Source organism: Papillibacter cinnamivorans DSM 12816 (genome assembly GCF_900176335.1).
Classification (GTDB): Bacteria; Bacillota; Clostridia; order Oscillospirales; family Oscillospiraceae; genus Papillibacter; species Papillibacter cinnamivorans.
This window is the reverse complement of record NZ_FWXW01000001.1, coordinates 23,227-47,659: the sequence shown is the minus strand read 5'-3', so window position 1 is coordinate 47,659 and position 24,433 is coordinate 23,227. Positions and strand designations below refer to the sequence as shown.

The following is a 24,433-nucleotide window of genomic DNA, read 5'->3' as shown; positions in this document are numbered from 1 at the left end:
TGGGGGGCACCCATACTGTCCTTTTAATCTTTCTATTGGATAATGATATAAAGGCGAATATACATCCTGTAATCAAAATAACGGGGCACAGCGGATACCGCTGCGCCCCGTTATTTTGATTACACAAAGCCTCTCCCCCGTCCCGCGGCCGGAGAGGAAATCTATTTCACGTTTCCTTCCAGACTGCTGATCATGCGGACGGCCTCCTGGCGATTTTTGACCTCCAGCTTGGAATACAGGGTGCTGACATAATTTTTAACCGTGCCGAGGCCTATGCCAAGAAGCCTCGAGATTTTTTCATTGCTGCAGCCGCTGCGGATGAGGCCGGCTATTTCCGTTTCCCGCGCCGTAAGGTTGTAATCGGACAGGCAAAGCCTGCGCTTTTCCCTGGGAATCCTGGCGATAAGGCGCGCGGCGATGGGCGCCGGGATCAGAATGTTGCCGGAAACCGCCTCCCGCACCATGCCGATGAGCTTTTCTCCGGACATATCCTTGAGCAGATAGCCGTCGGCTCCGTTTTCAAAGGCTCCGAAAATATATTCGTCGGGATCGAAGGTCGTGAGCATCAGCACAATGGTCTCCGGATGTTCCCGCTTGATCGATTTGAGCACCTCGATCCCGGAAAGGTCCGGCATCTGGATATCCAGCAGTACGACGTCGGGCCGGTGCTCCCGGGTGAGCCTCAGAGCATCGGAACCGCTTTCTGCGGCGGCCACCACCTCAATATCCGGTTGGGAGTCGAGAATGATGCGAATTCCGTCGCGAATCAGAATCTGGTCGTCCGCCACGAGAACGCGTATGTTGGACATAATGCGCCTCCCTTCTTCGATGGAAGCCTTACTGGGATTCGGACAAACCGGCGGAGTCTTCGGCACTGGAACGGACAGGCAGAAGGATCTCCAGCTCGCCTCCGCCGGGCGAAGTCAGGCTGACGCGCGCTTCGAGGCGCCGGGCGTTTTTCCGCATTTTTATAAGACCGAAGCCCGGGGACAGGGTTAAAAAACCCTTCCCGTTGTCGCGAAGGAGAAAGCGGAGATACGGCTCTTCCAGGGAAAGACTGAACTGAAACTCCGTCGCTCCGCCGTGCCGGATGCCGTTTGTCAGGCCCTCCATCAGAGCATTGTAAAGGAATGTCTGACGCGCGGCATCCAGTTCGGAAAGAACTCCGACGGCCGAATCCGAAATGCTGCGCCCGATGCGGATCCCCGCGCGTTTTTCCGTCTCCCCGATGAGCCCCAGCAGGGATTCCGGAAACCCGCTGAGATTTTCCGCGGCAGTCTCCCCTCCCCGGATGACATCCCGGAGGGACTGCATGGCTGTCTGAAGCTGCTGGGTAACCGTATCCAGACGTTCCCTGGCGGCGGCGGGATCTATTCCCGCCTGCACACGGGCGGCCTGCACGCCTACTGAGGCAGTCGTCAGCAGGTGCCCCAGCTTGTCGTGAAGCTCCTGCAGGAGCTTTTCCCTGGCCCGCAGGTCTGCGGTTTTTTCCAGCTCCAGGGCGTAAGCCTTCAATTCCGCGTTAGCACCCTCCAGCTCCTCCGTCTTTTTTCTCAAATCTTCCGCGAGAAGACGGTTCTTTTTTCCGGCGGCAATGTTATGCCGCGCGTTTATGAGCACCGCCACATAGACGGCGCAGGCTAAAAGCGTGGCGTCTATCTCCGCCCAGAAGTCAGCTATACCAATGGGGGCGATTTTCATATACAGCATCGCCGTATAGCAGGAGAGGGAAACCGCGGTGAAGACCAGAGAAAAGGAGATCCCATAGGCCAGAAAGGCGTCGCCGATCACGATGAAGAGATACAGCTCCACAAAACCGGTACTGTCGAAGTACTGGATGCAAAGCGCCAGAAGCAGCTCTGCGGCAAGAAAGAACTTTCCTCGGGGGTCCTTGTATTCCGGGGTGTAATACCTCCGATGAAACCAAAGGGCCACCGCCGCGAAAACAGCATACAGCGCCAGGGCGGGGAATTTCTGCTCGTTGAACCAAAGCAGCACGGCGCCCGCTATGAGGGCTATGTACAAAACCCAGGTGAAAAAACGATGAGTCGAATCGTCCATGCGGTCTCCTTTCCCTGCGCATAACAACCGGAAACCCGCCCGAATACCGACCCGGGAACCGGCCCGGACACCGGATATAAGGACTGCCCTGCAGTTATTATATCAGATTACCGGCGCACAGGAAAGGAGCCGCACGGATCCGGGCGGCGTGATCAGGAGGCGGTTAGGAATCTTACGGTGTAGGTCAAGCTGGTGGCGCCGTCTTCCGCCAGAACGATGATGCTGGTGATCCCGACGCCGGAATTAAGTGTCAATCCCGGATTATGGGTGATGCTCGCGTTGGGGTCCTTAGTTGTGCCGGAAAGAGCGATGACCGAGGAAGGATTCGTCCCGGCAGGCAGGACAATCGTATAATCGTGGTTACTCGACGAGAAGCCCGGTACGGAAACAAAGGAACCGCCGTTCACGCTGTAGGACAAGGAGGAAAGGGTCGGGTCGTCATTTTTATTGATGATGATATTCACGGGATAGGTCCTTTTTGTGATCCCGTCTTCCGCCGTCACCGTGATAGAGGAGGAGCCCGTTCCGCCGGAGAGGGTTACGGTCTGCGGATCATACGCGATCTGAGCGCCGGAGTTCGCTGCCGTTGCGGTGAGGGCGACCTGCGCCGCGGTATTGGTCCCGTAATCCAGGAAGATGTACAGGGTCGTTTCTTCAATGTAGACGTACCTTCCCGTAGGAGCGCCGCCGTCCACGCTGTAGGTAAGATAGGAAAGCGTCGCGTCGCTGCTGGGAAGCAGCGTGAGGGTATAGGTCTTATGGGTCACGCCGTCCTGGGCGGTGACGATCACCTGATATCCCGTTTTGAGGTCTGTCGCCACCGTGGTTCCGTCCAATTCGTAGGTTTCAAAGACCGCGCCGGCGGCAGGGGTAAGCGCCGCTTCAAAGGCGGATAGCGTCGTGGACCCGGGAATGCCGGTAATGGTGCCCGCGGCGTCGTCTACCGTGCCGATGGAGGAGGACAGCGTGGCTATGTGACTGGGCTCAGCCGTTTCAAAATTAACGACATAATTACGGGTGAACACGCCGTTTTCCGACATCACCAGAATGGAGGCCGAGCCTTCCCCGCTATCGAGGGTGACGCCGTCATTCTCGATAATCGACGCGTAGGAATCCGAGAGGGTGCCGGACAGCGTAATCACGGCGGAGCTTCCCGTCCCATAGGGCAGGGTAACAGAATACGTGCCGGTATCGGGGTCAAAGCCCGTAAGCGCTACGGAAGATCCTCCGCCCACTTTGTAGGACAGGGCGGAGAGCGACGCGTCGCTGCCCAGTGCAGCCACATATACCGCGTCGCTGGTCACGGAGCCGGAATAGCCGCCTGTCCCCGTGGCGGTGACGCGGATCCATTTTCCCGTGTCCGTGGTTCCAATGGTATAGGTATATCCGGTCGCGCCTTCCAAATCTTCAAAATCCACACCGTCTGAAGAAAGGCTCCACTGGAATACCGCCGTTCCATCTTTCGGGACGACCGAGCCCGCTGAAAGCGTTTCGCCGTTTCTGGCCATTCCCTGAATCGGGCCTAGGGAAGTGAGAGGAACCGCGGCGGGAGGTTCGGGGGAACTATCGGCTGCGGGAGCGCCGGTCACGGGGATGCCGAAAGAGTTTGTGGGATATGAAGCACCCGAGGAGAGGCTCACCGTCAGAGGACTGTTCCCGTCAATGACGACGCCGTCCGATTCAATGACAGCCGTTGTAATCAGGCCGACATTTGTGACCGACGCCGGCGCTTCCACCATCAGCAGGGCGACTGAAGATGCGGAATCGACGAACAGCTCCGCGTCTGCGCAGCTTACGGTCATATTTTGCACAGCGGCCCCGACGGCGCGGACGGTAACGCCGGATGTGATAGTAACGTCCGTAAAAGTACCGGTGAGAATCACGTCGTCGCAGCCGTCATCCACGTAAACCGCGAAGACAGAGGCACCGCCGGATGTGACGACGCGGATCTCGCCCGCCTCGGTCTTTTCTATGATGATATCCGACAGGGCGCTGCCGCCTTCGATATATACAGAATTGGCTCCGCCGCCGCGGATAAAGGTTCTTCCGGTGACCACAACATGATCCAGTGTCACTTCTCCGTCTCCGATGCCTTCCGCTAAAATCAGATCCCCGTCAATCGTCATGTCCCGGAGCACCGCGCCGGAGGTGTTCACGATGACAACGCCGGAAACGTCTTCGGAGTATTCCTGTGCACGGTTACAGATAAGCGAGACAATATTGTCCAGAATCTTCACCGTTTCCGCTCGGGTGATGGGCCTTTGGGGATCGAATTTCCCGTTACGGCCCCGGATATATCCATCGTCGGCCAGAGCGTTTACATATCCCCGCGCCCAGACGGAAATTTCCGCGGCGTCTGTGAAACCGGAATCCGAGGTATCCTCCCCGATGCCGAACACGCGGCAGAAGAGAACGGCGGTCTCTTCACGGGTCATGCTGTCATCCGGGCGGAGGAAACCTTCGCTTCCCAGCAAAACCCCGGCGGCGTTCGCTTTGAGGACCGCCTGCGTATAGTATGCCTGACTCAGGTCCTCAAAGGTGTTTTCTGATGCCGTACCGTATCCCATGATGCGCTCCAGCACAATGGCCATTTCACCCCGTGTGATGGGTTCGTCAGGATAGAAACTGCCGTTCCATCCCATCAGGATTTCCATATCACTCCAATTTTCGATCTCCCGCTGCGCCCAGTGCCCCTCCACATCGTAAAACACACCGAGGGCGGAAACAGGAAGCAGAGTCAGGACAAACGCAGCCGAAAACAATATGCCAAGAAGCCTTCGTTTCATGGTAACCTCCTCCTTACATCCACCCGGCCCGCAGGCCGGGACGGAACCCCGACAATCCTACAATTTGATTATATTTTGCGGGGAAATCCATTGGAAGTTACTTCCTGAAAGAAAAGTCATATGACTTTTCTGAATCAAAGGCGGGTAGTATAAACTTTTTTCTGCTACAAATGATATAAAAAGTGAAATTCTCACCAAAGGATCGCTCGATGTTGCGTTTCACCCGGGATTTATCTTCGCAGCGGCGACGGCGACATTCCACTGCTTCCCGTTTTAAGTTTTTTCCCTGCATCCCTCTGCCCAATTCCGTCGAAGAGCGATCGCTTTTCGTCCCGATATTATAATGACAGGATATGTGAATCACTTGGAACAGGAAAAGACGAAATTATCCGACCGGCTGGATGAAAATATAGAGCTTATGAAAATATTATTTCATAACGACGGGACCCTGCGGTACCGCTATATTGAAAATCGGTACAGGCCGTTAGTCAAATGCTGTCTTTTCTATATCGACGGCATGATAGACAATAAACTGATGAACGAAGATATTATCCGTCCGCTCCTTCTATACCCGTTCGAGCGGAAACCGGCCAGCATGATTGACGACATCGCCAATAAAATCACTTTTTCAAACAATGTGGAAAAAACCGACGATATCGAAGAGATCATCCGGTCCGTAGTCTACGGTGATACAGTCCTGTTTTTAGACGGCAGCGACGTAGCCCTCATTTTTAATACGAAGGGCTGGATCACCCGCTCCATTTCCGAACCGGAAGGGGAAAAAGTGCTCAGAGGACCGCGGGAAGGCTTCAACGAGGCATTGCTGATCAACCTGACCATGGTTCGCCGGCGGCTGCGAACGCAGGAATTGAAAATGGAGTTTCAAACCTTCGGAACGAGGTCGCAAACCAGAGCCTGTATCTGTTATCTGGGTAATCTTGCAAATCCGCAGATCCTTGAAGAATTAAAAAAAAGGCTCGAGACGATCCAGATCGACGGTACGCTGGATGTCAACTATATCAACGAATATATAAAAGACGCCCCGTATTCGTTTTTTAAAACGATCGGCACTACGGAACGTCCGGATATCGTCGCGGGCAAACTTCTGGAAGGCAGGATCGCGCTTTTTTTGGACGGAACTCCGGAAGTGCTGACGCTCCCCTTTCTTTTTATTGAAAATTTCCAGAGCGACGACGACTACTATACCAATTATTATTTTTCGTCCATCGGCCGGCTGCTGCGGATCTTTTCTTTCTCCGTGTCGATCAGCGTTCCGGCCATCTATGTTGCCCTGGTCGCGTTTCATCACGAATTGCTGCCCACGGATCTGACTCTGAGCATATCGGTTGCAAGGTCAAGCATAGCGGCGCCCACCTGGCTGGAGGCAATATTAATGCTGCTTATGTTTGAAATCCTGCGGGAAACGGGCCTGCGGGCTCCAAACAGCATCGGGCAGGCGCTGAGCATCGTGGGCGCCCTGGTCATCGGGCAGGCCGCGGTGGAAGCGAGGCTGATCAGCGCGCCTATGGTCATCATCGTGGCCTTTTCCGGCATCACCGGCATTATGCTGATGCGAATGAAGGGTTCCATCATCATATTGCGTTTTATGTTTTTATTCCTGGCCTCATTTATAGGCATATACGGTATTATTTTTGGCATGATGGGTTTGCTGATCCATCTTTTCAATATGCGTTCCTTTGGGATCCCCTTTATGAACAGCTCCGTGGCAGACGATTTTCAGGACAACAAGGATACTTTTGTCCGGGCTCCCTGGTGGTACATGATCAAACGCCCGAAATTCATGTCGCAGGATCCGGTCAGAAGCGCTTCGGACGGTGATCCGGGATGAAGAAGCGCCTGTTCCTGTTTTCTCTTATCCTGCAGCTCCTGTTTCTTTCCGGATGCTGGGACTACAAAGAATTGGACGACGAGAGCATCGTAACCGGCATGGCCATAGATTATATGGACGGCTATTATCATGTGACGTTTGACATTGCCGATACGCAATCCGCAGGCAAAGACAAAACGACTAAATCCAAGTTCATCGAATCGGACGGAAAAACGGTGTTTGACGCCGTCCGGAATGCCATCAATCAATACGACCGAAGACTGTATTTCGGAGACTGTTCCATTCTGGTTATCAGCAAAACGGTTGCCGAAAGCGGAATAGCACCGGCGACGGACTTAATGACAAGAGACGCCGAAGCCAGAATCACAACGCTCCCGATTATCTCCGATCAGGAAACGGCAAAGGCGATCATCATGCAGCAGGGAGCTTCCAACGAAATCTCGTCCTATAAAATCAAGAATTCTCTCAGCGCTGAATCCCGGATCCTTTCCAGGGTCCCCATGGTAACGCTGTATCAGGCAAACGGCATGATAGCAAGCGACGGGGTGTCCCTGGCATTGCCGCTGATCACACTGAACGAGCAGCAGTGCGCTCAGCTGAACGGGATGGCTATTTTTCATAAGGATAAAATGATCGGGACCATGCGGATTGAGGATTCATCGACGTTTATGTATATTAAAAACAAGGTTAAAACCGGACTTTTCCTGGTAAGCGTCAATTCAGAAAATCCGAATATCACCCTTGAGATATACCAAAATTCCACAAAAATCACGCCGGTCATTGAACAGGATCGCGTGACCATAAAAATTGAGACGGAAACGACATGCGCGCTGGCCGAGAATCTTTCTGATGTGTATTACGATACGCCGGAGAAGTGGGCCGAGCTGGCAAACACAGCTTCGGGGCAATTGGAACACTCCATCGGAGAACTGGTACGGGATGTGCAAAAAAATAATGAAGGCGATATCTTCGGATTCGGATCTGAAATCAACGCAAAATATCCGGATGATTGGGACCGGATCAAGGGAGACTGGGACGCCCGGTTCAAAGACGTAACCGTTGAGGTTCATTCTCAATTTAAGATCATTAATTCCGCTTTAGATAAATCAAGAGTCAAAGTCGGTGAGTAAAAATGCCATATATCATTATCTGTCTGGTATTTTACCTGTTCGTTTTACTGCTGGACATGATACCCGCGTTTAAAGAAAAGAGCATCAGGCTTAAGATAATTTATACGGTTGTATTTGCCGCAACGCTGTCGGTCAACGTATTATACGGCTTGGGTTTTCACATCCCCAGTCCCGCGCCCCCCATCGTGCATCTGATCCAATCCATTTTCAGTTAAATATAAAGTTGGGATAAAAGAATGAAGGAGATCATTAACCGGAAACAGGCAGTCAGCGTTCTCGCCATGTTCCTGATGGGAACCAACACCGTTTTGGGGGCAGGCTCCAATTCCAGAGATACCTGGCTGTCCATTTTATTAGGAGCGCTTTTTTTCGCGCCGGTCGCTCTGGTTTATATGAGGATAACAAACCTGTATCCGGGCAAAAATCTGTATGATATCATCCTTATTGTCTTCGGAAAGATTACAGGTAAAATCATGGTTGCCATCTTTACCCTCTATGCCATCCATGTAGGCGCCCTTGTATTGAGGGAATTTACGGAATTCATGCATATCGCAGCCATGTCGGGAACTCCGCAGGTCGTATTTCTGATTTTGATGCTGTCTCTCTCAGCATGGATGGTGAAAAGCGGCGTGGAAATTCTTGGCCGGTTCAGCAAGTTTATCCTTCCGATCATTCTGGCTGAAATCGCAATCACTTTTATCATCGCATTGAAGGATATGGATTTCAGCAATCTTATGCCGGTCGGACATTCCGGATTTGGAAGCATTGCGTCCGAAGCTTATTCGCTTTTCATTCTGCCTTTCTCGGAAGCCGTTATATTTCTGACCCTATACCGGTCCGTTAAAACGGATCAAAAACGAAATTCCATTCTCGTTTACGGAACCGGGATCGCGGTTGTCTTAATGATGATTGTCATTATCCGGAACATAGCGGTTTTGGGTCCCGAAAATTTAAAATTACTTTATTTCCCCACGTATACGACGGTCAGTGTTTTATCGTTAGGAGATTTTTTTACCCGGATGGAAATCCTGGTGGCTGCGGTTTATCTTTTATGCGGGCTTGTAAAAGCAAGCGTGTTCCTTTTTGCGGTATCTTTCGGCATGTCAAAACTATTCAACGTTGAAAATTATAAAAGCATGGCGTTTCCGGCCGGGCTCATCATGCTTACGCTCGCTTCCATCATATACAGCAGCATCAGCGAATCCGTTGAGTTTTTAGAAATATTCAGATATTACGCCACTCCGTTTCAGGTTATTTTACCCGTTATCATCTGGCTGGGCGCCGAAATTAAAAATTTTTTAAATAAAATAAATCCAAAAACGCCGCTTGATCTGTCAGACTTATAATATCCTGAGCCGAATGCCGGGGGTAAAATAACGGGAGCACGCCGTTTGGCGTGCTCCCGTTATTTATTCATTTGTGCGTGACTGAAAAGCTTCGTGTTACTTCGCCATGATCTGAATAAATCCGGCGATGAGCTGTGAGACCTCGGCGCGGGAGGCAGGATCCCCGGGATTGAGATTGCCGTAACCGTCCCCTTCCATGATGCCCGCGCCGCAGGCCCACTGAAGGGCGGGGTACGCGCAGTCGGAGATATCGAAGGCGTCGTCGTAGGAGAGAATATTGGTGTCCTCGCCAACGGAAACGTCATATCCCATGTACTTTGCGTAATTCCACAGCATGATTGCCAGCTGTTCCCTGGTCACGGGGTTTTCGGGAGCAAATTTCCCTCCGCCGATACCGTTTACGATCCCCTTTGCCGAGGCCCAGGAAACGGCGTTTTCATACCACGCGCCGGCAGGAACGTCGGCAAAGCCGCCGGTGTAGCTTCCGTCGTCCCCGGACAGTCTTTTAAGAACGGTGACGGCCATCCCTCTCGTCATGGAGCCGCCGGGGACGAACCTGCCGCCTCCCACGCCGTTCATTAGGCCCCGGGAAGAAAGGTAAGAGACAGAGTCGTAATACCAGGAGCCTTCCGCAACGTCGGAATAGGGATTGACCCAGGAGTTTTCAGCGCCGCTTTCCGCGGCAGCAGCTGTAAATGAGATACCCGAAAGCACCAGCACGGCGCACAGGAGCAGGCTTAAAAGTTTCTTTTCTTTCATGGTTTCCTCCGAATACTTGAAGTGCGATCGGAACATCCGTTCAGATTTTCAGCAGCCGATAGATCCGCCCCACGATTTGATAGGCGGGGGTTTCCATATCCCGGGCCGCTTTTTTCAGCTCCGCACGGATGGGGATCGCCTGGGGACAGTGGGTCTCGCATTTCCCGCAGCCGATGCAGCGGGAGGCGCCGCTGGGCGTCCTGCGCATGGCGGTGGTCATCATATATTCCTTCCTGGCCCTTTTGAGCCCATCCACGGGAATTTCGTTCCAGCAGCGGAAGACGCCGGGAATATCCACTCCCTGAGGGCACGGCTGGCAGTAGCCGCAGCCGGTGCAGCCCACACGGACGGCACCGGAGATTTCCTCTTTCAGGCGCGCGATCAGGCGGAAGTCCCCGTCGGAAAATTCCCCGGCCCGAACGTCCGAGGCAACGGCGCAGTTTTCCCGCACCATTTCCAGCGAGTTCATCCCGGAGAGGACGCAGGTCACGCCCGGCTGGTCCCACAGCCAGCGAAGGCCCCATTCGGCTGCGGAACGGCCCCTGCCGGATTCCTCAAGGATTTTCAAGGCGCTTCCGGGAAGCCCCGCCGCCAGCCGGCCGCCACGAAGAGGTTCCATCACGATGACGGGTATCCCCTTTTTCGCGGCGGCTTCCAGACCACGGCGTCCCGCCTGGCTGGTCTCGTCCATGTAGTTGTATTGAATCTGGCAGAAATCCCAGTCGTAAGCGCCCAGGACCTCCAGAAAGCTGGCGGTATTCCCATGAAAGGAAAAGCCGATATTGCGGATCTCACCGGACTGCTTTTTCCCGCGGATCCATTCCTCGATGCCGTATCCCCGGAGTTTTTCCCAGGAACCGATGTCGGTGAGCATATGCATGAGATAAAAGTCCACATGATCGGTCTGCAGACGCCGGAGTTCCTCGTCGAAATACCGGTCCATCCCGCGGTTGGAGCGCACCAGGTAATGGGGAAGCTTTGTGGCGATGTTCACCCGGCCGCGGCAGCCGTTTCTTTGAAGGATCCCGCCGAGGGCAGCCTCGTTTCCGGGATAGACATATGCCGTGTCAAAATAGTTGACGCCGAGGCGGATGGCCTCCATGACCTCCTCCTCGGCTTTTTCCAGATCGATACCGGAGCCTTTGCGGGTAAAACGCATGCACCCGTATCCCAGGACGGACAGGGGTTCCCCGTTTTTCGCGGGTCTGTACTGCATGAAGTCCTCCTTTCCGGCGGCTTTTCCAAGAGCTTGAAAAGCCGCGAATCAAATTTATCATTTCTTGAATTCCGACCCATACTCCGACGGCGACCGGGAGGAGGTCAGCCTTGTCCGGCCCTGCGGAGCAGAAGACGCCTCGCCGTGCCGGACAAAGAGCATGGTGAGCAATGAGCAGAGAGAAAAAACGGCGGCGTACGGGAACAGGGTCATGTAGGAAAGACGTTCAAAAAGAAAACCCGACAGGATGGGCGTGATGATCTGGGCGCTCATGGAAAAGGAATAGTATAGGCCCGAGTACTTCCCCATCTCCGACCGGCTGCACATCTCAACCACCATGGGAAAGGAGTTCACGTTCACGAATGCCCAGCCCGCGCCGATGAGGGTGAGGCCCAGGGGCACCAATAAAGAATAGCGGCTTAAAAAAGCCTCCGCCAGATAGGAAGCGGTGAGAATCACCACTCCCACAAGTATGGTGTTCTTTCTGCCGATCCGGGCGGCCAGATGACCCGCCGGAAGGTAGCTCACCACCGCGGCCCCGAAGGGAAAGATCAGAAGGACCGCGAAGCTTCCCCCTTCCAGGCCCCAGACGTTGGCCGCGTACCGGGAAAAAGCGGTGGTGACTGCGTTGAAGGCAAAATACCAGAAAAAGACGGAGAGCAGAACCAAATAGAGGCTCCGCTTTACGGCCGGAGTGAGGATTTTCCCGTCTTCCATCTCCAAATCATCCGGGGAATCCGCCTCGCGGCCTTCCTCCGCAGGCTCCGAAGCGCGGGTCTCCCGCACCCTCAGGGCAAGAAGGCCGACGGACACGGCCATGACAAAAGCCACCGCAAGAAAAGCGGGCGTATAGTCCGGGCGTTCCTCCCCGGGAATCAAAACGCCAAGAAGGCTCAGGGTAATGACGCTGCCGCAGGCGCCCATCAGGTTGACCACGGCGTTTGCCTTGCTCCGCAGAGGCGCGGGAGTAAGGTCCGGCATCAGGGCTGCGGCGGGAGAGCGGTAAAACGACAAGGCGAGTAAAACCGCCCAGAGTGCGCCGAAAAACAGGGGGAAGCTGCCGATCCTTTCGGCAAAGGGAAGAAAGAGCATGGATACCACGGTCACGGCGGTTCCCAGCAGGATGAAGGGGCTGCGCCTTCCCATTCGAAGAGTGCTTTTATCCGACAGAGAACCGAAAAACGGGATCAAAAATATGCCAAGGATGTTATCCAGGGCCATGACGGCGCCCGTCAGGGTATCCCCCAGGTGAAAGGTCCTCGTCAAGATCAGGGGAACGACGGTCTCGTAGAGCTGCCAGAAGGAACAGATGGAAAGAAACGCAAGGCCGATGAACACGGTCTTTCCATAATTGAGTTTCATACCGCCATCCCCAGTACGTCGAGGAAAATTCCGGGCATAATCCTTATATCAGGGACGAAGATCGGCCCGGTTATCTGGAATTGTATCACACGGGCGGCGGAATGCAACGGAAGATTGCAAAATAAACGATAATATTAAAACGGCGCAAACCAGAATCCGCAATCAGCTCCGTCCGTTTCGGGCGTGCTTTAACGGAAATTAACGAAGCCGGAATTACATACTTGATCAAATGCTTTAAAAGCGGCACTGCTACTGGAAATATTGTTTGAAAAGAATAACGCGGCTGTCTCAAACAAAGGGAATTGAGACAGCCGATTTCAGATTGTGATTTTATTCTTTTTCAGGCAGGGGCGGACCGTGAGACTCAAGCTTTGCCTTAACGACGTATTTTCCGGGTTTCAAGCCTGTAAATAGATAAAACCCCATGTGGTTTGATTTTTGAATTTTGATAAGACGGCTTCTGCCGTACTCGGTCAAATAAAGCGCAGTCAATGCATGCGGAACTGCAGATCCGTTAAAAACGACTTTCCCACTTACCGTACCGGTTGCAGATAAATCTATATAGAGGTAAAGATCGGCGCAAACCATTTCTTTTGGCAAGACCGAAAGATGAATTTTCTCAGGGAATGAAAACCCCTCCCGGAAAGCAGAGATCCAGTATTGGCCCGGTTTGAGTCCGCTGACCAGGTATTCACCGTCTGCGTTCGATATGGTAACCGCGGAAGGATAATCCGCATCGTTACAATTGAAAATATAAACCAGCGTACCGGGCAGCGGTTCATTTTTCTCATCGCGTATAACCCCATAGACCGTTGCTAATTCAACGCTTTTATCTGGCTGTAATTGAAGTGTGACATACATGCTTTTATGCGGCAGCAAAGATATTAAGCGGCTTTGTGAAATCAAATAACCGTCGGCCGCCGCAATTATTTCGTAAACCCCGGGCTTAAGCGCGTTAATGAAAGAGTAATATCCATCATGATCCGTAATGGTGTGATACAGCGGATTGAAATTTTTATCAAATACTTTAACTGTTGCTCCCGAGACCGGCCTGCAGCCGCTTACGACCTTCCCGTGTAATTTCGTGCACAATAGGGGCGGTGCTCTTTCTAATGACAAGTTTATCGAGGCTTCATGCCCTGATTTAAGATAAAACTCATCGGACTTGCACAGCAGGTATATATCTTTGATAGCCATGTTTTTACTCTGCCTTTTGAGCAAAAGCCTTTACGACATAATTTGCTGATGCTACAGACCCGAATAGATACCTGCCTGCGCTGTTTGACTTGGTTAATTTTAAAAGTGTTTCGGTCGCGCCTGTGATCCCATACAGTGCAACGATTGCGCTTCCTATCGGGAGCAGGGTGCTGTTATCTGTTATAATTCCGCTCACCGTTGCCGTATTAGAAGTCGCATTGGCGACAAGCGTCATGTCAAGAGAAGCTATTTCCGTGTCGGACAGAGTGGTCGTACCGCTCGTTGTTTGATTATAACCGTTCAGATTCGCCACGATGATATATTCGCCGTTAGCCAAATATGGCGAAACGTATTGTCCTGACCTGTTGGTATGGGTTGTGGAGACCAAAGTCTGCGTGGTACCAACCACCGAGTACGTGTTTACGTTTACATTTTCAAGAGGCGTCAATGTTCCTGCGGCCCGTATGATACCATACAGCGTATTCAGCGCCGCGTCCGGATCGACTGCAAGAGATATATCGACAGTAGTAGGGCGGTTTGCAGACACGGTTACCGGTATGACAAGAGGAGTAAAATAACCGTCCTTTGCCGCAGTGACCTTGTACGATCCCCTTACAATCGATGAGATCGTATATTTACCCTCCGGGTTTGTGATCGTATGCGCTACAGGGTTATCGGAACTATCAAACACCTTAACGGTTGCGCCGGCTATAGGTACCGTACCGGAAGTTACCGTACCCGAAATAACGCCTTCTTCTGAGACCGTGCTGGCAATCAACTGAAAATTCTCTGTTATTTCCTCTGTTCCGCTTACAGGAAACTGAGGACTTGCTTTTAAATAATACTTGTCAATTGTAGACATATTAACTCTCCTAAATTTTTTAGGCTTACAGCCTTTCTGCATAATATGGTTCTTAAGATGGCTTGGTGATTGATTCAGCGGTCTGATAGAATCTCTCTGCAGACAAACTCTTTTTACGGGAACATAATACCGTTTAATGGGTAATCTCTTACGGCGAGGCGCTCCTTACCAAAAAAAATAAAAAAGGCACCGATTAGTTTCCTAAACGATGCCTTCTATCATATAAACCGTTAGATCGTGCTGACAAACATCATAAGCGGACCGTCCGCCTATCCGTTGCAATCGCCGTGGTGCTGATGCTCGTGACAGACCGACCCCGTAGACTTCAGCTCGCCTTTCAGGTAGCTTAAGACGGCTTCTTTCGCGTCTCCCGAGGCGCCCACCACGACCTCCACGTTCCGTTCGTTGAAAATATCCACGGCTCCGCCGCCCATTCCGCCGCTGATGATGACGTTAACGCCCCTGTCGGCCAGAAAATTAGGCAGAAAGCCGGGCCTGTGGCCGGGATTGGGAACGGACTCCTCCCGGACGACGGCGCCGTTTTCCGTGTCGTAAAGATTGAAATTGGTGCAGTGCCCGAAGTGCCCGGTCACCGCATTGCCTTCGCTGGCAACCGCGATTCTCATGTTCATTTTTCCACCTTGCTATCCAGCAGATCGGCCGCTTCATCCAGCCAGGACCCTACAAAGAGCTCGATAAGTCCCTTGTCGCAGTTGAGGGAAAGGTCTGGGTCCACGGGCAGCTTGGCCAGCACCTGCAGATTGTGTTCTTTTGCGATTTCGTCGATATGGCTTTCGCCGAAAATCCTGTATTCCTTCCCGTTGTCCGGGCACTTGAAATACGAAAGATTCTCCACCAGGCCCAGTATGGGAATATTCATCATCTCCGCCATCTTCACGGCTTTGGCAACGATCATGGAGACGAGCTCCTGGGGAGAGGTGACAACGATGATCCCATCCACCGGAATGGACTGGAAGACGGTAAGAGGCACGTCGCCGGTTCCGGGAGGCATGTCGATAAACATATAGTCGACATCCCCCCAGATGACATCGGTCCAGAACTGCTTGACGGTGCCCGCGATGAGGGGGCCGCGCCAGACCACGGGGTCGGTGTCATTGGGCAGAAGCAGGTTGATGGACATGATATCGATGCCCGTCTTTGTGCGGACGGGGAAGATCCCCACATCACTGCCGGAGGCCTTTTCCTTCAGGCCGAACATCTTGGGGATGGAAGGCCCCGTCACGTCCGCATCCAGGACGGCCGAATGGTATCCCCTGCGGTTCATGGTGACGGCCAGCATGGAGGTGACCAGAGACTTGCCCACGCCGCCCTTTCCGCTGACGACGGCGATCACCTTTTTGATTTTGCTCAGCTCATGGGGACTCTCATGGAGATCCTGGGACTCTGTCCGCTCCGCACATTCTTCCCCGCAGGCGCCGCAATTGCCGCTGCACTGTTCGCTCATAGCATACAACTCCTTACATGCATTCATCTATTGACTCAAGCAGGGCAGCGGCTTTTCCCACGGATGGAAACCGGCGCCCGGCATAAGTTTTCTTAATTATTTCCATCAGGAATACAACAGATCCATGGTGTTCCAGAACACCGACTTCACAGCCAGGCCTGCCGGACAGTCCACGTCGGCCACCGTAAGGCCCCGGTTGACAGCTTCTACGGCCGCCGGGTCGTATGGAATCTTTCCCACCAGAGGGATGCTGTTTTCCCGGCAGAAGGACTCAATCTTTTTTGTATTCGAGAGACTTACGTCCGCCTTGTTTACACAGACGGCCGTCTTCACCTGAAAGAATCCGGCGGTTTTCAGGATGCGTTCCATGTCGCTGATTCCCGAAACCGACGGCTCGGCGACGATGAGCACCATATCCGCCCCGGACAGGGACGCAATGACGGGACACCCGATGCCGGGGGATCCGTCCACCACCGCGAAATCGGCGTCCTCCGGCGCCGATTCCGTCATCCGGCGCTTCACCTCGGTCACCAGTTTTCCCGAGGTCCCGCTTCCCGTATACAGTTCCGCGGTGGAAAAAACCCCCTCTTTGCCGGAATACAGCATCCGCTTTCCGGCCTCGGCGGGGACCATGGAAATCGCCTTTGTGGGACAGACCTCGCCGCAGACGGCGCAGCCTTCGCAGGCGAAAGGATCCACTTTGAAATCAGGAGAGATGGCTCCAAAGCGGCAATGCAGCCTGCATTGGCCGCACAATGAACACATGGTTTCATCAATAATCGCTTTTGGAAGACCAAAATATGCTGTTATATCAGGATTATTCACACGATTTATAATCAGGTGTAAGTTGGGAGCATCCACATCGCAGTCGGCACATGCCTTCGCCGCGGACAGACGGACAAAGGCCCCGGCCACGGTGGTCTTGCCGGTGCCGCCCTTGCCGCTAAGAATCAGAAGCTGCTTCATTTGACACCTCCAGGTAAACCGTCCTGAGAAGATCGGAGAATAGAGATTCGTACCGGGAGTTTTCCCTCGAGGCAATGCTGCCCTCGGAATTGAGAAGTCCAAGCTCCTTATCGTAGGGAATCGTCCCCAATACGGGTATTTCATTTTCCAGGCAGTATGCAGCCGAGGGATTTTCACCGGGCATGCATTTGTTTAAAACCACGCCGTAGGGCTTATGAAAAAGCTTCACAAGGCGGTGAACCATGGCAAGGTTATGCGCGCCGAAAACCGAGGGTTCCGCCACCAGGATGCAGTAATCGGCGTCCTTGATGCTTTCCATCACCGTGCAGGCACTGCCGGGCGGGCAGTCGATAAAGACGGGCAAACTCTCCTCCCCGGCTGCGTCCTCCAGAAGCTTCCGGATGATGGGAACGCCGGAGGCCTCTCCCGGATTCAGGATCCCCGTGGTGACGGAAACGCTGCCGGAGGGACCCCGCTGAATCCTGCCGATTTCCTTCCCGCGCTCCGAAAAAGCTTTGGCGGGGCAAAGAAGAACGCAGCCTCCGCAGGAATGACAGACCTCTTCAAAGAGAACCGGCTTTCCCTTTAAAAACGCCAGGGCGTTGAACCGGCAGAAATCCGCGCATTTCCGGCAGCCCACGCACCTAGCTTCCTCCAGGACGGGAATGCGCACCGCAACGGTTTCTTCCGAAAGAGGGAAGGGTTTCAAAAACAGGTGCCCGTTGGGTTCCTCCACGTCGCAGTCGATATAGCGGCTTTTCCCCGCCACGGCGGCGAGATTCACCGAGATGAGGGTTTTGCCGGTGCCGCCCTTGCCGCTGAGAACGGCGATCTTTCGGTTACCGGCCATGTCCGTGGAACCCGGGATGCGTCTCCAGGAGAGGCTGCAGGTTTCCCGCCCGGAAGGCTGCGACATTGTCCGATGCGGAGCCGGCGGTGGTCTTATACATCCGGACCCCGGCGGCGGAGAGCACCTGGGCGGCGTTTTCCCCGCAGCGGGGAGTCAGAAGAACTTCCGCGCCGGCATCCACAATGAACTGGGCCGCCTTGATCCCGGCGCCGCCCTGGCTGGCAGCCGCGGAGTTGTCCATAAAAACGTTCTCTCCGGATACGGTATCGAAAATCATAAAATACGGCGCGCGTCCGAAGGATACGCATACGCCAGTTGAAGGCTTGTTTTCATCCACTGGTATCGCTATTTTCATTTTGTCCTCCATTTTCTGTACTGCAAAAAGTTCATCCGGCAGTCCTTTCTGATCAGCGGGCCGGTCTCCCATTCCTAAGCAGACGCATCGCCGGTGTCAGAAGCCTTCCGGCCCGCCTTCCCCGAAGCCATGGCCTCCTCTGTGCCTGCGGCAGCTGCCGCAGGCGGTCCCAAGACCGTCGCACAGGCGGTATTCCCCTCCGTCGATCCAGAGGGGCCTGCCGTTTACCAGAGAATCGGCAAGCTTTTTTCTGGCATCGTTATAAATACCCTGGACTGTGGTACGCGCCACGTTCATCCTCTCGGCGCACTCCTCCTGGGTCATTCCCTCCAGGTCTATGAGCCGGATGGTCTCGTATTCGTCCACCGTCATGTTGACCGAACGATTCATGTCCGCCGGGGAATCCAAAGGGCCAAACCTGCGGTTTGAAGGCAAACAGCATACTTTTCGCCATTTTCTCGGTCTGGGCATACGATTTTCTTCACTTCCCTATTGTAAGCAGAAATTACCGGGATACCACCCGGCAATTTCCGCTGTCAGTTTACAGAATTTCCAGCTGTTTTTCAACGGCATCCAACTGATTCTTCAGAGCGTTCCTCCGCTCCTGCAGGAACTCCTTTTTCGTATCGTCAGAAACGGGATCCGCAGAAAAACTGCGTCCGAATCCGCGGCCAAAGCCGCGTCCGAACCCGCGTCTGCACGCAAGCCCAAGGCCTAAACCCAGACCCAGACCCGCGCCGTACTTCCAGGCGCCCGAACCCGCGCAGGGTCCCATTCCTCTTCCGCTCATAGCTCCGTATCCCATAGGACCGGTACCGTCTCTTCCAGGCATTTTTATCCTCCTTTTCTTTTCTGACATATGACATTTTCATTTTATTATACCCGATTTCAGGCGGCTGTCAACCGCGCGATGACAAAAGGGCAGCAAACCGCTTGCGCATCTGACGTCAGCTGCCGCTCCGGCGCTCCCCCTGACGCCGACATACGGCATCGGGGTCGAACTCCAGACTGCCTTTCAGGAGGGCTTCCACCGCCTTGTCCGCTTCGCCGGTCACGCCGGAGTACAGACGTATGCCGGCATCCGCAAGGGCGCGTTTTGCCCCCGTACCAAGGCTGCCGCAGATCAGGGCGTTCACTTCCAGCTTCCGGAGTATGTCGGGCAGAGCCCCGCCGCTGCTGCCGTTGGTGTTCACCGTGGTGGCAAGGCGCACTTCCCCGCCTTCGACGTCGTAGATTTTAAAGCGCACCGTATGGCCGAAATGCTGGTATACCTTTCCTTCAGCGTAGGATACCGCTATTCGCATCCGCTTCTCACCTCCCAAAAGATCGTCTTCCGCCCTTTTATCCCGCATTTTCATGGATGCGGCGGCGGTCACAGATTCGGATATTACTGACATATGTCATTTAACAAGTCCAGTATACCATATTACTGACATATGTCAATAATCATTTTTTATTTTTTTCTCCCGTTTCCTGATATAATACCTGCTTTTATTTTCTAACCGGCGAAATACGGAAGGATTACCATTGGCGCCGGATAGATAAAACGATGATTACCGGGAAAAATACGACAGGATGCGATACTATTCAAATACCCCTGCGCCGGACGGGAACCGATCTATTTTTCCCGCCGGAAAAAGGGACCAACAGGAGGAAACCACAATTGAGTAAAACGGCATTGACCCTGGCCATCATCGGCGCATTGGACTGGGGATGCATCGGACTGTTCCGTTTCGATTTCATCGCAGCAATCTTCGGGGGACAGACGGCAACCATCAGCAGGGTAATCTACACCATCGTGGGTCTGGCGGGTATCTGGTGCATCATGCTTCTCTTCCGCGACCGGGAGGAAGAAGTCACGGCGGAGCACCATGAATAACAAAAAGGCGCCGCTGTCACGCGGCGCTTTTTTGTTGCCGCGCGCGGAGAGAGCTTCCGCAGGAAACGGGCCAAAACAGCAGAGGCCCTGCGCTTTGAAAGCCTGTTGCGGAAGGGATCTCATGCTATTGCTACATTCCTCCGTTTTTTTCATGAGGCTTGTTAGGATCTCATCTTCTGCAGGAGCGCACGAGTGGCAAATTCAAACAGGATATGTTAGAATATAGGAAAAGAAGGGGCGTGTTTTTAAGCGCTGCGAAAGGACTGCCGCATGAAGGCCTGGAAAAATATCGGGATAGGGATCGTCTTTGCGGCGGCGCTGCTGCTGATCTCGGCGCATCTTTTTTCGCAGAGAACCGCTCCGGAAGGATCGGCCGAGCTTCGGGATATCGTTTCCTTCTGCGTGGGCGACGCAAACGGGAACGGAACGGACGATCTGCTGGCGATATCCGGGAGCGGCAAAACGGACGAGGGGGAGCGGAACGGCCAGTTTCTGCTGATCTGCGACGCCTCGGCCAAGGAAGATCTGGACACTCTGGGCTACATCCCGCCGGAAAAGATACGAAACCGCATCGACCTTGCCCCGATCCGACCCATGAAGGTCCAGCTGGGGGACGTCAATGGCGACGGGATCAACGAGGTCTCCATCTGCGTTTACAAAACGACGAAATTCCACCCCGTATTGGCAAAACGTCCGTTTTTTTTCGATTTGAAAAACGGCAACCTCATCCCCTTCTGGCTCGGCTCCCGGCTCTCCCGCCCGTTCGACGACTATATCCTGCGGGATTTAGACGGCGACGGAGCGGACGAAATCATTTCCATCGAGGAACTGGAGAACGGCGGGCGGGTGCTTGCCCTTTACAACTGGAGAGGATTCGGTTTTGAAATGCTCACTGAGTCGAAGGAGTATGACGGCACGCTGCGCTTTGCCTACGATCCCGCCGAACAAGCAGGAGAGGGTGAAATCCGCGCGGTTTTATCCTCCTACGGGGAACAAAAGGCACTTGTTTTTCGTTTAAAAGACGAAAGATTCATTTTTGCAGAGTAAAATACAGAATTGAGGGATTTCAGATGAATACGTCCAAAAGGATTCTCAGAACGGCGTCTCTGGCCCTGTGCGCCGCTTTGCTGGCAGGCGTCGTTTCCGGCTGCGGCCAGAGCACCGTCCAGGCCACGCCGACGCCTGCTTACGGCGCCATCAACTTGAGTTTTCAGCCGGATTTCAACAAGGCGGGAGAGGACTATACCCCGGTGGAGGTCACGCCCGTCGTCGCCGACTATGCGGTCAATCCGGACCTCTCCAACGTTGTGAACCTTGACCAGTTCCCCAATCTCACCGCCGAGCAGAAGGAGAAGCTCGCGGCCAACGGATTTGTCGCCGCCCCCGGCAGCCAGGAGCAGCTTTTTTACATCTACGAGGACAACACCTATAAGAAGATCCCCAATTTTGTGACCACCGACTCTGTCCTGCAGGTCTATCACATTTTTTACGACTACGCGCTGAGGAGCACGGAAGGGACGTCTTTAATCCCGGAAGCCATGACGCTAAACGAAAACATGCTCGCGCAGCTTCAAAAGGAGTATGAGGGGATCACCGATTCCGCGGTCAAGGCGGAAGCGATGAAGGTACTGGGTTATTTCGGCGCGGCGCAGCTTGCCTTCGGCGGGACCCTGCCGGAGAACTTTCCCAGCGAGGTAAAGGATCTCGTGGAAAGCGAAATGGAGCTGGTGAACGCTGCCGACGGCAGGCATCCCTCTCCCCTTTTCGGCTATGAAATTGATTACTCTCTGTTTACTCCCCGGGGGCATTATACAAGGAGCGATGAACTCAAACAGTATTTTCTGGGCATGAGCTGGTACGGCGTTGTTCCCTTCCCGCTGTATGAAAGCGACGGGAAGACGCGGGACACCGAATCCGCCATGCGCGCCATTATCGCGGCGACGGCGCTTTGCCGCCTGCCGGAGAGTGACGGCGGAGCGCTGTGGGAGAATCTCTACAGCACGACTTCGTTTTTCGTGGGAGAGGCGGACGACGTCACCCCCTATCAGATCGCCGAAATCGTACAGAAGGTTTACGGGGACAATCCGGATCTCAACGAAATCGCGGACGAGGGCAAAATGGATTCCTTCTACACGGAGGCGGAAGCGCTGCCGGAGCCGCAGATCAACGCCAAGAACGATCTTGCCCTCGCTAACGGCGAAGACGTCCGGTCGGGGCTTCAGATGAGGTTCATGGGCCAGCGCTACATCCCCGATTCCGAAATTTTGCAGGAGCTTACCGAGTCGGTCGTCCGGCCGTTTCCCACGGGGCTGGACGTGTTTGCTGCCCTGGGTTCCCAGCGTGCGGCGGACCTGATCGCGCAGATCTACAAGCCCACGGAAACCTGGCCGGAGTACACCGAGCATTTTAACAGCATGAAGGAAAAGTTCACAAATCTTTCCGATTCCACCTGGCGATCCAACATGTACTACGCGTGGCTGTGGACCCAAAATTCCCTCACGGGAGAATACGGTCAAGGGTATCCCATGTTTATGCGCAACACGGCATGGCAGGACAAATCCCTTGCCACCGCACTGGGAAGCTGGGCGGAGATGCGCCATGACACGATCCTTTACGCCAAGGGCTCCGCTGCGGAATGCGGCGGCTTCGACGAGCCGCCGGTGGTGCGGGCTTACGTGGAGCCAAACGCGGAGCTGTATAACAGGCTCCTCTGGCTGACGGCCTATTCCCGGGAGAACCTATCGGCGCGGGGCGTTCTGCCGGACAACATCGCGGACACCTGCCAGAGGTTCGAGGAAATGCTGACCTTTTTGCGGGACTGCTCCGTCAAGGAGCTTCAGGGAGAGGATCTGACGAGCGAGGAATACGACAGCCTTCTCACCTACGGCGGCCTTCTGGAAAGCCTCACCTCCAACTGCACGGAAAACGGCTACAAGTGGTTCCAGATCGAGTCGGAGACAGACCGCAACATGGCGGTCATCGCAGACGTCCATACTGCGATTCCGGGCGGATACCTGGAGGAAGGCGTGGGGTCGGCGGCGGAACTTTATGTCATCGTGCCCATGGGCGGAGAGCTGTACCTGACACGGGGCGCCATGTTCGACTACTATGAATTCGTATCCCAGGAGAGGCTGACGGACGAGGCCTGGCAGTCGATGCTCAAGACGGACGCGCCCGACCGGCCGCCCTTCGTTTCCAGCTTTACGGCGGGCGCGGCCACGGAGGTTCCGGCTCCCGACGAGCCCTATTCCACAGGATGCTGAACAACAGAAAACGCAAGGCGGCGGCTGTTACGGCCGCCGCCTTGGGGATTACGATTCTTTTTTCCGTATTTCATACCCGCATGGCGCGCTTTTTCAGGGGAGAGGCCGTGATATCGGTCTGCGGAGACATCCTATTAGACCGGGGAGTGGCCGAGGTACTGGAACAAAACGGCGAGGACTATCCCTACGGGGAGGTTTCCGCTGCGTTTTTGAAGGACGACGTCACCGTCGCCAACCTGGAATGCCCGCTTACGAACCAGAGCGGCGGAGCCATGAAATCGCCGCGCTTTGTCTTCAAGGCGGACCCCGGCAACGCCAAAGCCCTGAAAGCCGCGGGGTTCGAAGTTCTTCTGCTGGCAAACAACCACACGATGGATTACCTCAGCGCCGGCCTTACGGACACGATGAAGGCGCTGGACGGCGCGGGGCTTTCCTACGCGGGCGCCGGAGTAAGCGAGGAGAAAATCCGGCCGTGCTTTCTATCCAAAAACGGCGTACGCATCGGGATCTTGTCCTACAGCTCGCTCCCGCCGGAGGGCTTTGTTTACGACGGCAGCAGCGCCACCATCGCATACGCGCGGGCGGGATATCTGGACGGCATGAAGCGGGATATCTCAAAAGCTGCGGAGCAGTGCGACTTTTTAATCGTCTTTTTTCACTGGGGCACCGAATTTACGCATGAAGCGAGCTCTTTGCAGGCGGAAATCGCCCATGCGGCCGTGGACGCAGGAGCCTCCGCCGTGGTGGGGACCCATCCTCATGTGCTGCAGGGCAATGAGACTTACCGAGGCGCGCCCATCTACTACAGCATCGGCAATTTCGTATTCGACAGCCAGACCGAGGAAGGGACGGACGAGGCCATGGTCCTGCAATTCACCGTGAGCAAGAAAGGGATCGTATTTACCGAGGAGCTTCCCGTTGTTATAGAAGACTGCCGGCCGCAGTTCGCGGACGAGCAGAAGGCCGAATCCATACGATCGGATCTGATCCGATATTCGAGCATAACCCAATCGTAAGGCGACATGCACTCAATTGAAAAGAACTTACCATTACGCAATGTGCCGCTGAAAAACGCATATATTTCATA

At 54.2% G+C, this 24,433-nt stretch carries 24 protein-coding genes; 8 read left to right on the top strand and 16 right to left on the bottom strand.

What is annotated here, in order from left to right; translation table 11 throughout:
• Window positions 1–161: 161 nt before the first annotated feature.
• The 3 genes from B9A13_RS00215 to B9A13_RS00205 form a co-directional block, all read right to left on the bottom strand.
• Window positions 162–809 (bottom strand): response regulator, encoded by a 648-nt coding sequence (locus B9A13_RS00215; RefSeq protein WP_084233033.1) that lies wholly within the window; start codon window positions 807–809, stop codon window positions 162–164.
• 28 nt (window positions 810–837) lie between these two features.
• Window positions 838–2,061, bottom strand: coding sequence for a sensor histidine kinase (locus tag B9A13_RS00210; protein WP_084233032.1), 1,224 nt, complete (start codon window positions 2,059–2,061; stop codon window positions 838–840).
• A gap of 152 nt (window positions 2,062–2,213) precedes the next feature.
• Window positions 2,214–4,847 (bottom strand): S-layer homology domain-containing protein, encoded by a 2,634-nt coding sequence (locus B9A13_RS00205; protein WP_084233031.1) that lies wholly within the window; start codon window positions 4,845–4,847, stop codon window positions 2,214–2,216.
• Between the two features lie 364 nt (window positions 4,848–5,211).
• Here B9A13_RS00205 and B9A13_RS00200 point away from each other — a divergent pair, with 364 nt between their 5' ends.
• Genes B9A13_RS00200 through B9A13_RS00185 form a run of 4 tightly spaced genes read left to right on the top strand, consistent with a single transcriptional unit; the run spans window position 5,212 to window position 9,172 of the window.
• Window positions 5,212–6,696, top strand: coding sequence for a spore germination protein (locus B9A13_RS00200; RefSeq protein ID WP_242942736.1), 1,485 nt, complete (start codon window positions 5,212–5,214; stop codon window positions 6,694–6,696).
• A complete protein-coding gene (locus B9A13_RS00195; protein ID WP_084233029.1) occupies window positions 6,693–7,826 on the top strand; it encodes a Ger(x)C family spore germination protein in 1,134 nt (377 codons plus the stop codon). The genes B9A13_RS00200 and B9A13_RS00195 overlap by 4 nt, the downstream gene beginning before the upstream one ends.
• A gap of 2 nt (window positions 7,827–7,828) precedes the next feature.
• Complete coding sequence (locus tag B9A13_RS00190; protein ID WP_084233028.1) at window positions 7,829–8,041, top strand: hypothetical protein; 213 nt, start codon at window positions 7,829–7,831, stop codon at window positions 8,039–8,041.
• Window positions 8,042–8,062: 21 nt separating this feature from the next.
• The gene (locus B9A13_RS00185) at window positions 8,063–9,172 is read left to right on the top strand and encodes a GerAB/ArcD/ProY family transporter (RefSeq protein ID WP_084233027.1); all 1,110 of its coding nucleotides are present in this window, start codon (window positions 8,063–8,065) and stop codon (window positions 9,170–9,172) included.
• A gap of 96 nt (window positions 9,173–9,268) precedes the next feature.
• Here B9A13_RS00185 and B9A13_RS00180 read toward each other — a convergent pair whose 3' ends face one another.
• From B9A13_RS00180 to B9A13_RS00120, 13 genes are all read right to left on the bottom strand, one after another.
• On the bottom strand, window positions 9,269–9,931 hold the full coding sequence (locus tag B9A13_RS00180; RefSeq protein ID WP_159447966.1) for an S-layer homology domain-containing protein: 663 nt from the start codon (window positions 9,929–9,931) through the stop codon (window positions 9,269–9,271).
• Between the two features lie 40 nt (window positions 9,932–9,971).
• Complete coding sequence (locus B9A13_RS00175) at window positions 9,972–11,147, bottom strand: aldo/keto reductase (RefSeq protein ID WP_084233025.1); 1,176 nt, start codon at window positions 11,145–11,147, stop codon at window positions 9,972–9,974.
• A gap of 57 nt (window positions 11,148–11,204) precedes the next feature.
• Complete coding sequence (locus tag B9A13_RS00170) at window positions 11,205–12,509, bottom strand: MFS transporter (RefSeq protein ID WP_084233024.1); 1,305 nt, start codon at window positions 12,507–12,509, stop codon at window positions 11,205–11,207.
• Window positions 12,510–12,839: 330 nt separating this feature from the next.
• Window positions 12,840–13,706: an MSCRAMM family protein gene (locus B9A13_RS00165; protein ID WP_084233023.1), complete on the bottom strand. Its 867-nt coding sequence runs from the start codon at window positions 13,704–13,706 to the stop codon at window positions 12,840–12,842.
• Window positions 13,707–13,710: 4 nt separating this feature from the next.
• Entirely contained in the window at window positions 13,711–14,568 is an 858-nt protein-coding gene (locus B9A13_RS00160; RefSeq protein ID WP_159447965.1) for a carboxypeptidase-like regulatory domain-containing protein, read from the bottom strand.
• A 269-nt stretch (window positions 14,569–14,837) separates the two neighbouring features.
• A complete protein-coding gene (locus B9A13_RS00155; protein WP_084233021.1) occupies window positions 14,838–15,194 on the bottom strand; it encodes a NifB/NifX family molybdenum-iron cluster-binding protein in 357 nt (118 codons plus the stop codon).
• A 2-nt stretch (window positions 15,195–15,196) separates the two neighbouring features.
• Window positions 15,197–16,033: an Mrp/NBP35 family ATP-binding protein gene (locus B9A13_RS00150; protein ID WP_084233020.1), complete on the bottom strand. Its 837-nt coding sequence runs from the start codon at window positions 16,031–16,033 to the stop codon at window positions 15,197–15,199.
• A gap of 105 nt (window positions 16,034–16,138) precedes the next feature.
• Window positions 16,139–16,999 (bottom strand): ATP-binding protein, encoded by an 861-nt coding sequence (locus B9A13_RS00145; RefSeq protein ID WP_084233019.1) that lies wholly within the window; start codon window positions 16,997–16,999, stop codon window positions 16,139–16,141.
• Window positions 16,977–17,849: a nucleotide-binding protein gene (locus B9A13_RS00140; RefSeq protein ID WP_084233018.1), complete on the bottom strand. Its 873-nt coding sequence runs from the start codon at window positions 17,847–17,849 to the stop codon at window positions 16,977–16,979. Before B9A13_RS00140 ends, B9A13_RS00145 begins: the two co-directional genes overlap by 23 nt.
• A complete protein-coding gene (locus B9A13_RS00135; protein WP_084233514.1) occupies window positions 17,839–18,204 on the bottom strand; it encodes a NifB/NifX family molybdenum-iron cluster-binding protein in 366 nt (121 codons plus the stop codon). The genes B9A13_RS00140 and B9A13_RS00135 overlap by 11 nt, the downstream gene beginning before the upstream one ends.
• A gap of 96 nt (window positions 18,205–18,300) precedes the next feature.
• Window positions 18,301–18,675 carry a DUF134 domain-containing protein gene (locus B9A13_RS00130; protein WP_084233017.1) on the bottom strand — a complete coding sequence of 125 codons (375 nt, stop codon included), beginning with the start codon at window positions 18,673–18,675 and terminating at the stop codon, window positions 18,301–18,303.
• Between the two features lie 70 nt (window positions 18,676–18,745).
• On the bottom strand, window positions 18,746–19,036 hold the full coding sequence (locus tag B9A13_RS00125; RefSeq protein ID WP_084233016.1) for a DUF5320 domain-containing protein: 291 nt from the start codon (window positions 19,034–19,036) through the stop codon (window positions 18,746–18,748).
• A gap of 115 nt (window positions 19,037–19,151) precedes the next feature.
• Complete coding sequence (locus B9A13_RS00120; RefSeq protein ID WP_084233015.1) at window positions 19,152–19,508, bottom strand: NifB/NifX family molybdenum-iron cluster-binding protein; 357 nt, start codon at window positions 19,506–19,508, stop codon at window positions 19,152–19,154.
• 359 nt (window positions 19,509–19,867) lie between these two features.
• Here B9A13_RS00120 and B9A13_RS00115 point away from each other — a divergent pair, with 359 nt between their 5' ends.
• The 4 genes from B9A13_RS00115 to B9A13_RS00100 all read left to right on the top strand — a co-directional run bounded on the left by B9A13_RS00115 (window position 19,868) and on the right by B9A13_RS00100 (window position 24,362).
• Window positions 19,868–20,083 carry a DUF378 domain-containing protein gene (locus B9A13_RS00115; protein WP_242942735.1) on the top strand — a complete coding sequence of 72 codons (216 nt, stop codon included), beginning with the start codon at window positions 19,868–19,870 and terminating at the stop codon, window positions 20,081–20,083.
• A gap of 270 nt (window positions 20,084–20,353) precedes the next feature.
• Complete coding sequence (locus B9A13_RS00110) at window positions 20,354–21,130, top strand: hypothetical protein (RefSeq protein ID WP_084233013.1); 777 nt, start codon at window positions 20,354–20,356, stop codon at window positions 21,128–21,130.
• A gap of 23 nt (window positions 21,131–21,153) precedes the next feature.
• Window positions 21,154–23,346 carry a DUF3160 domain-containing protein gene (locus tag B9A13_RS00105; protein ID WP_084233012.1) on the top strand — a complete coding sequence of 731 codons (2,193 nt, stop codon included), beginning with the start codon at window positions 21,154–21,156 and terminating at the stop codon, window positions 23,344–23,346.
• Window positions 23,340–24,362: a CapA family protein gene (locus B9A13_RS00100; protein ID WP_084233011.1), complete on the top strand. Its 1,023-nt coding sequence runs from the start codon at window positions 23,340–23,342 to the stop codon at window positions 24,360–24,362. Before B9A13_RS00105 ends, B9A13_RS00100 begins: the two co-directional genes overlap by 7 nt.
• The last annotated feature ends 71 nt before the right edge of the window (window positions 24,363–24,433 follow it).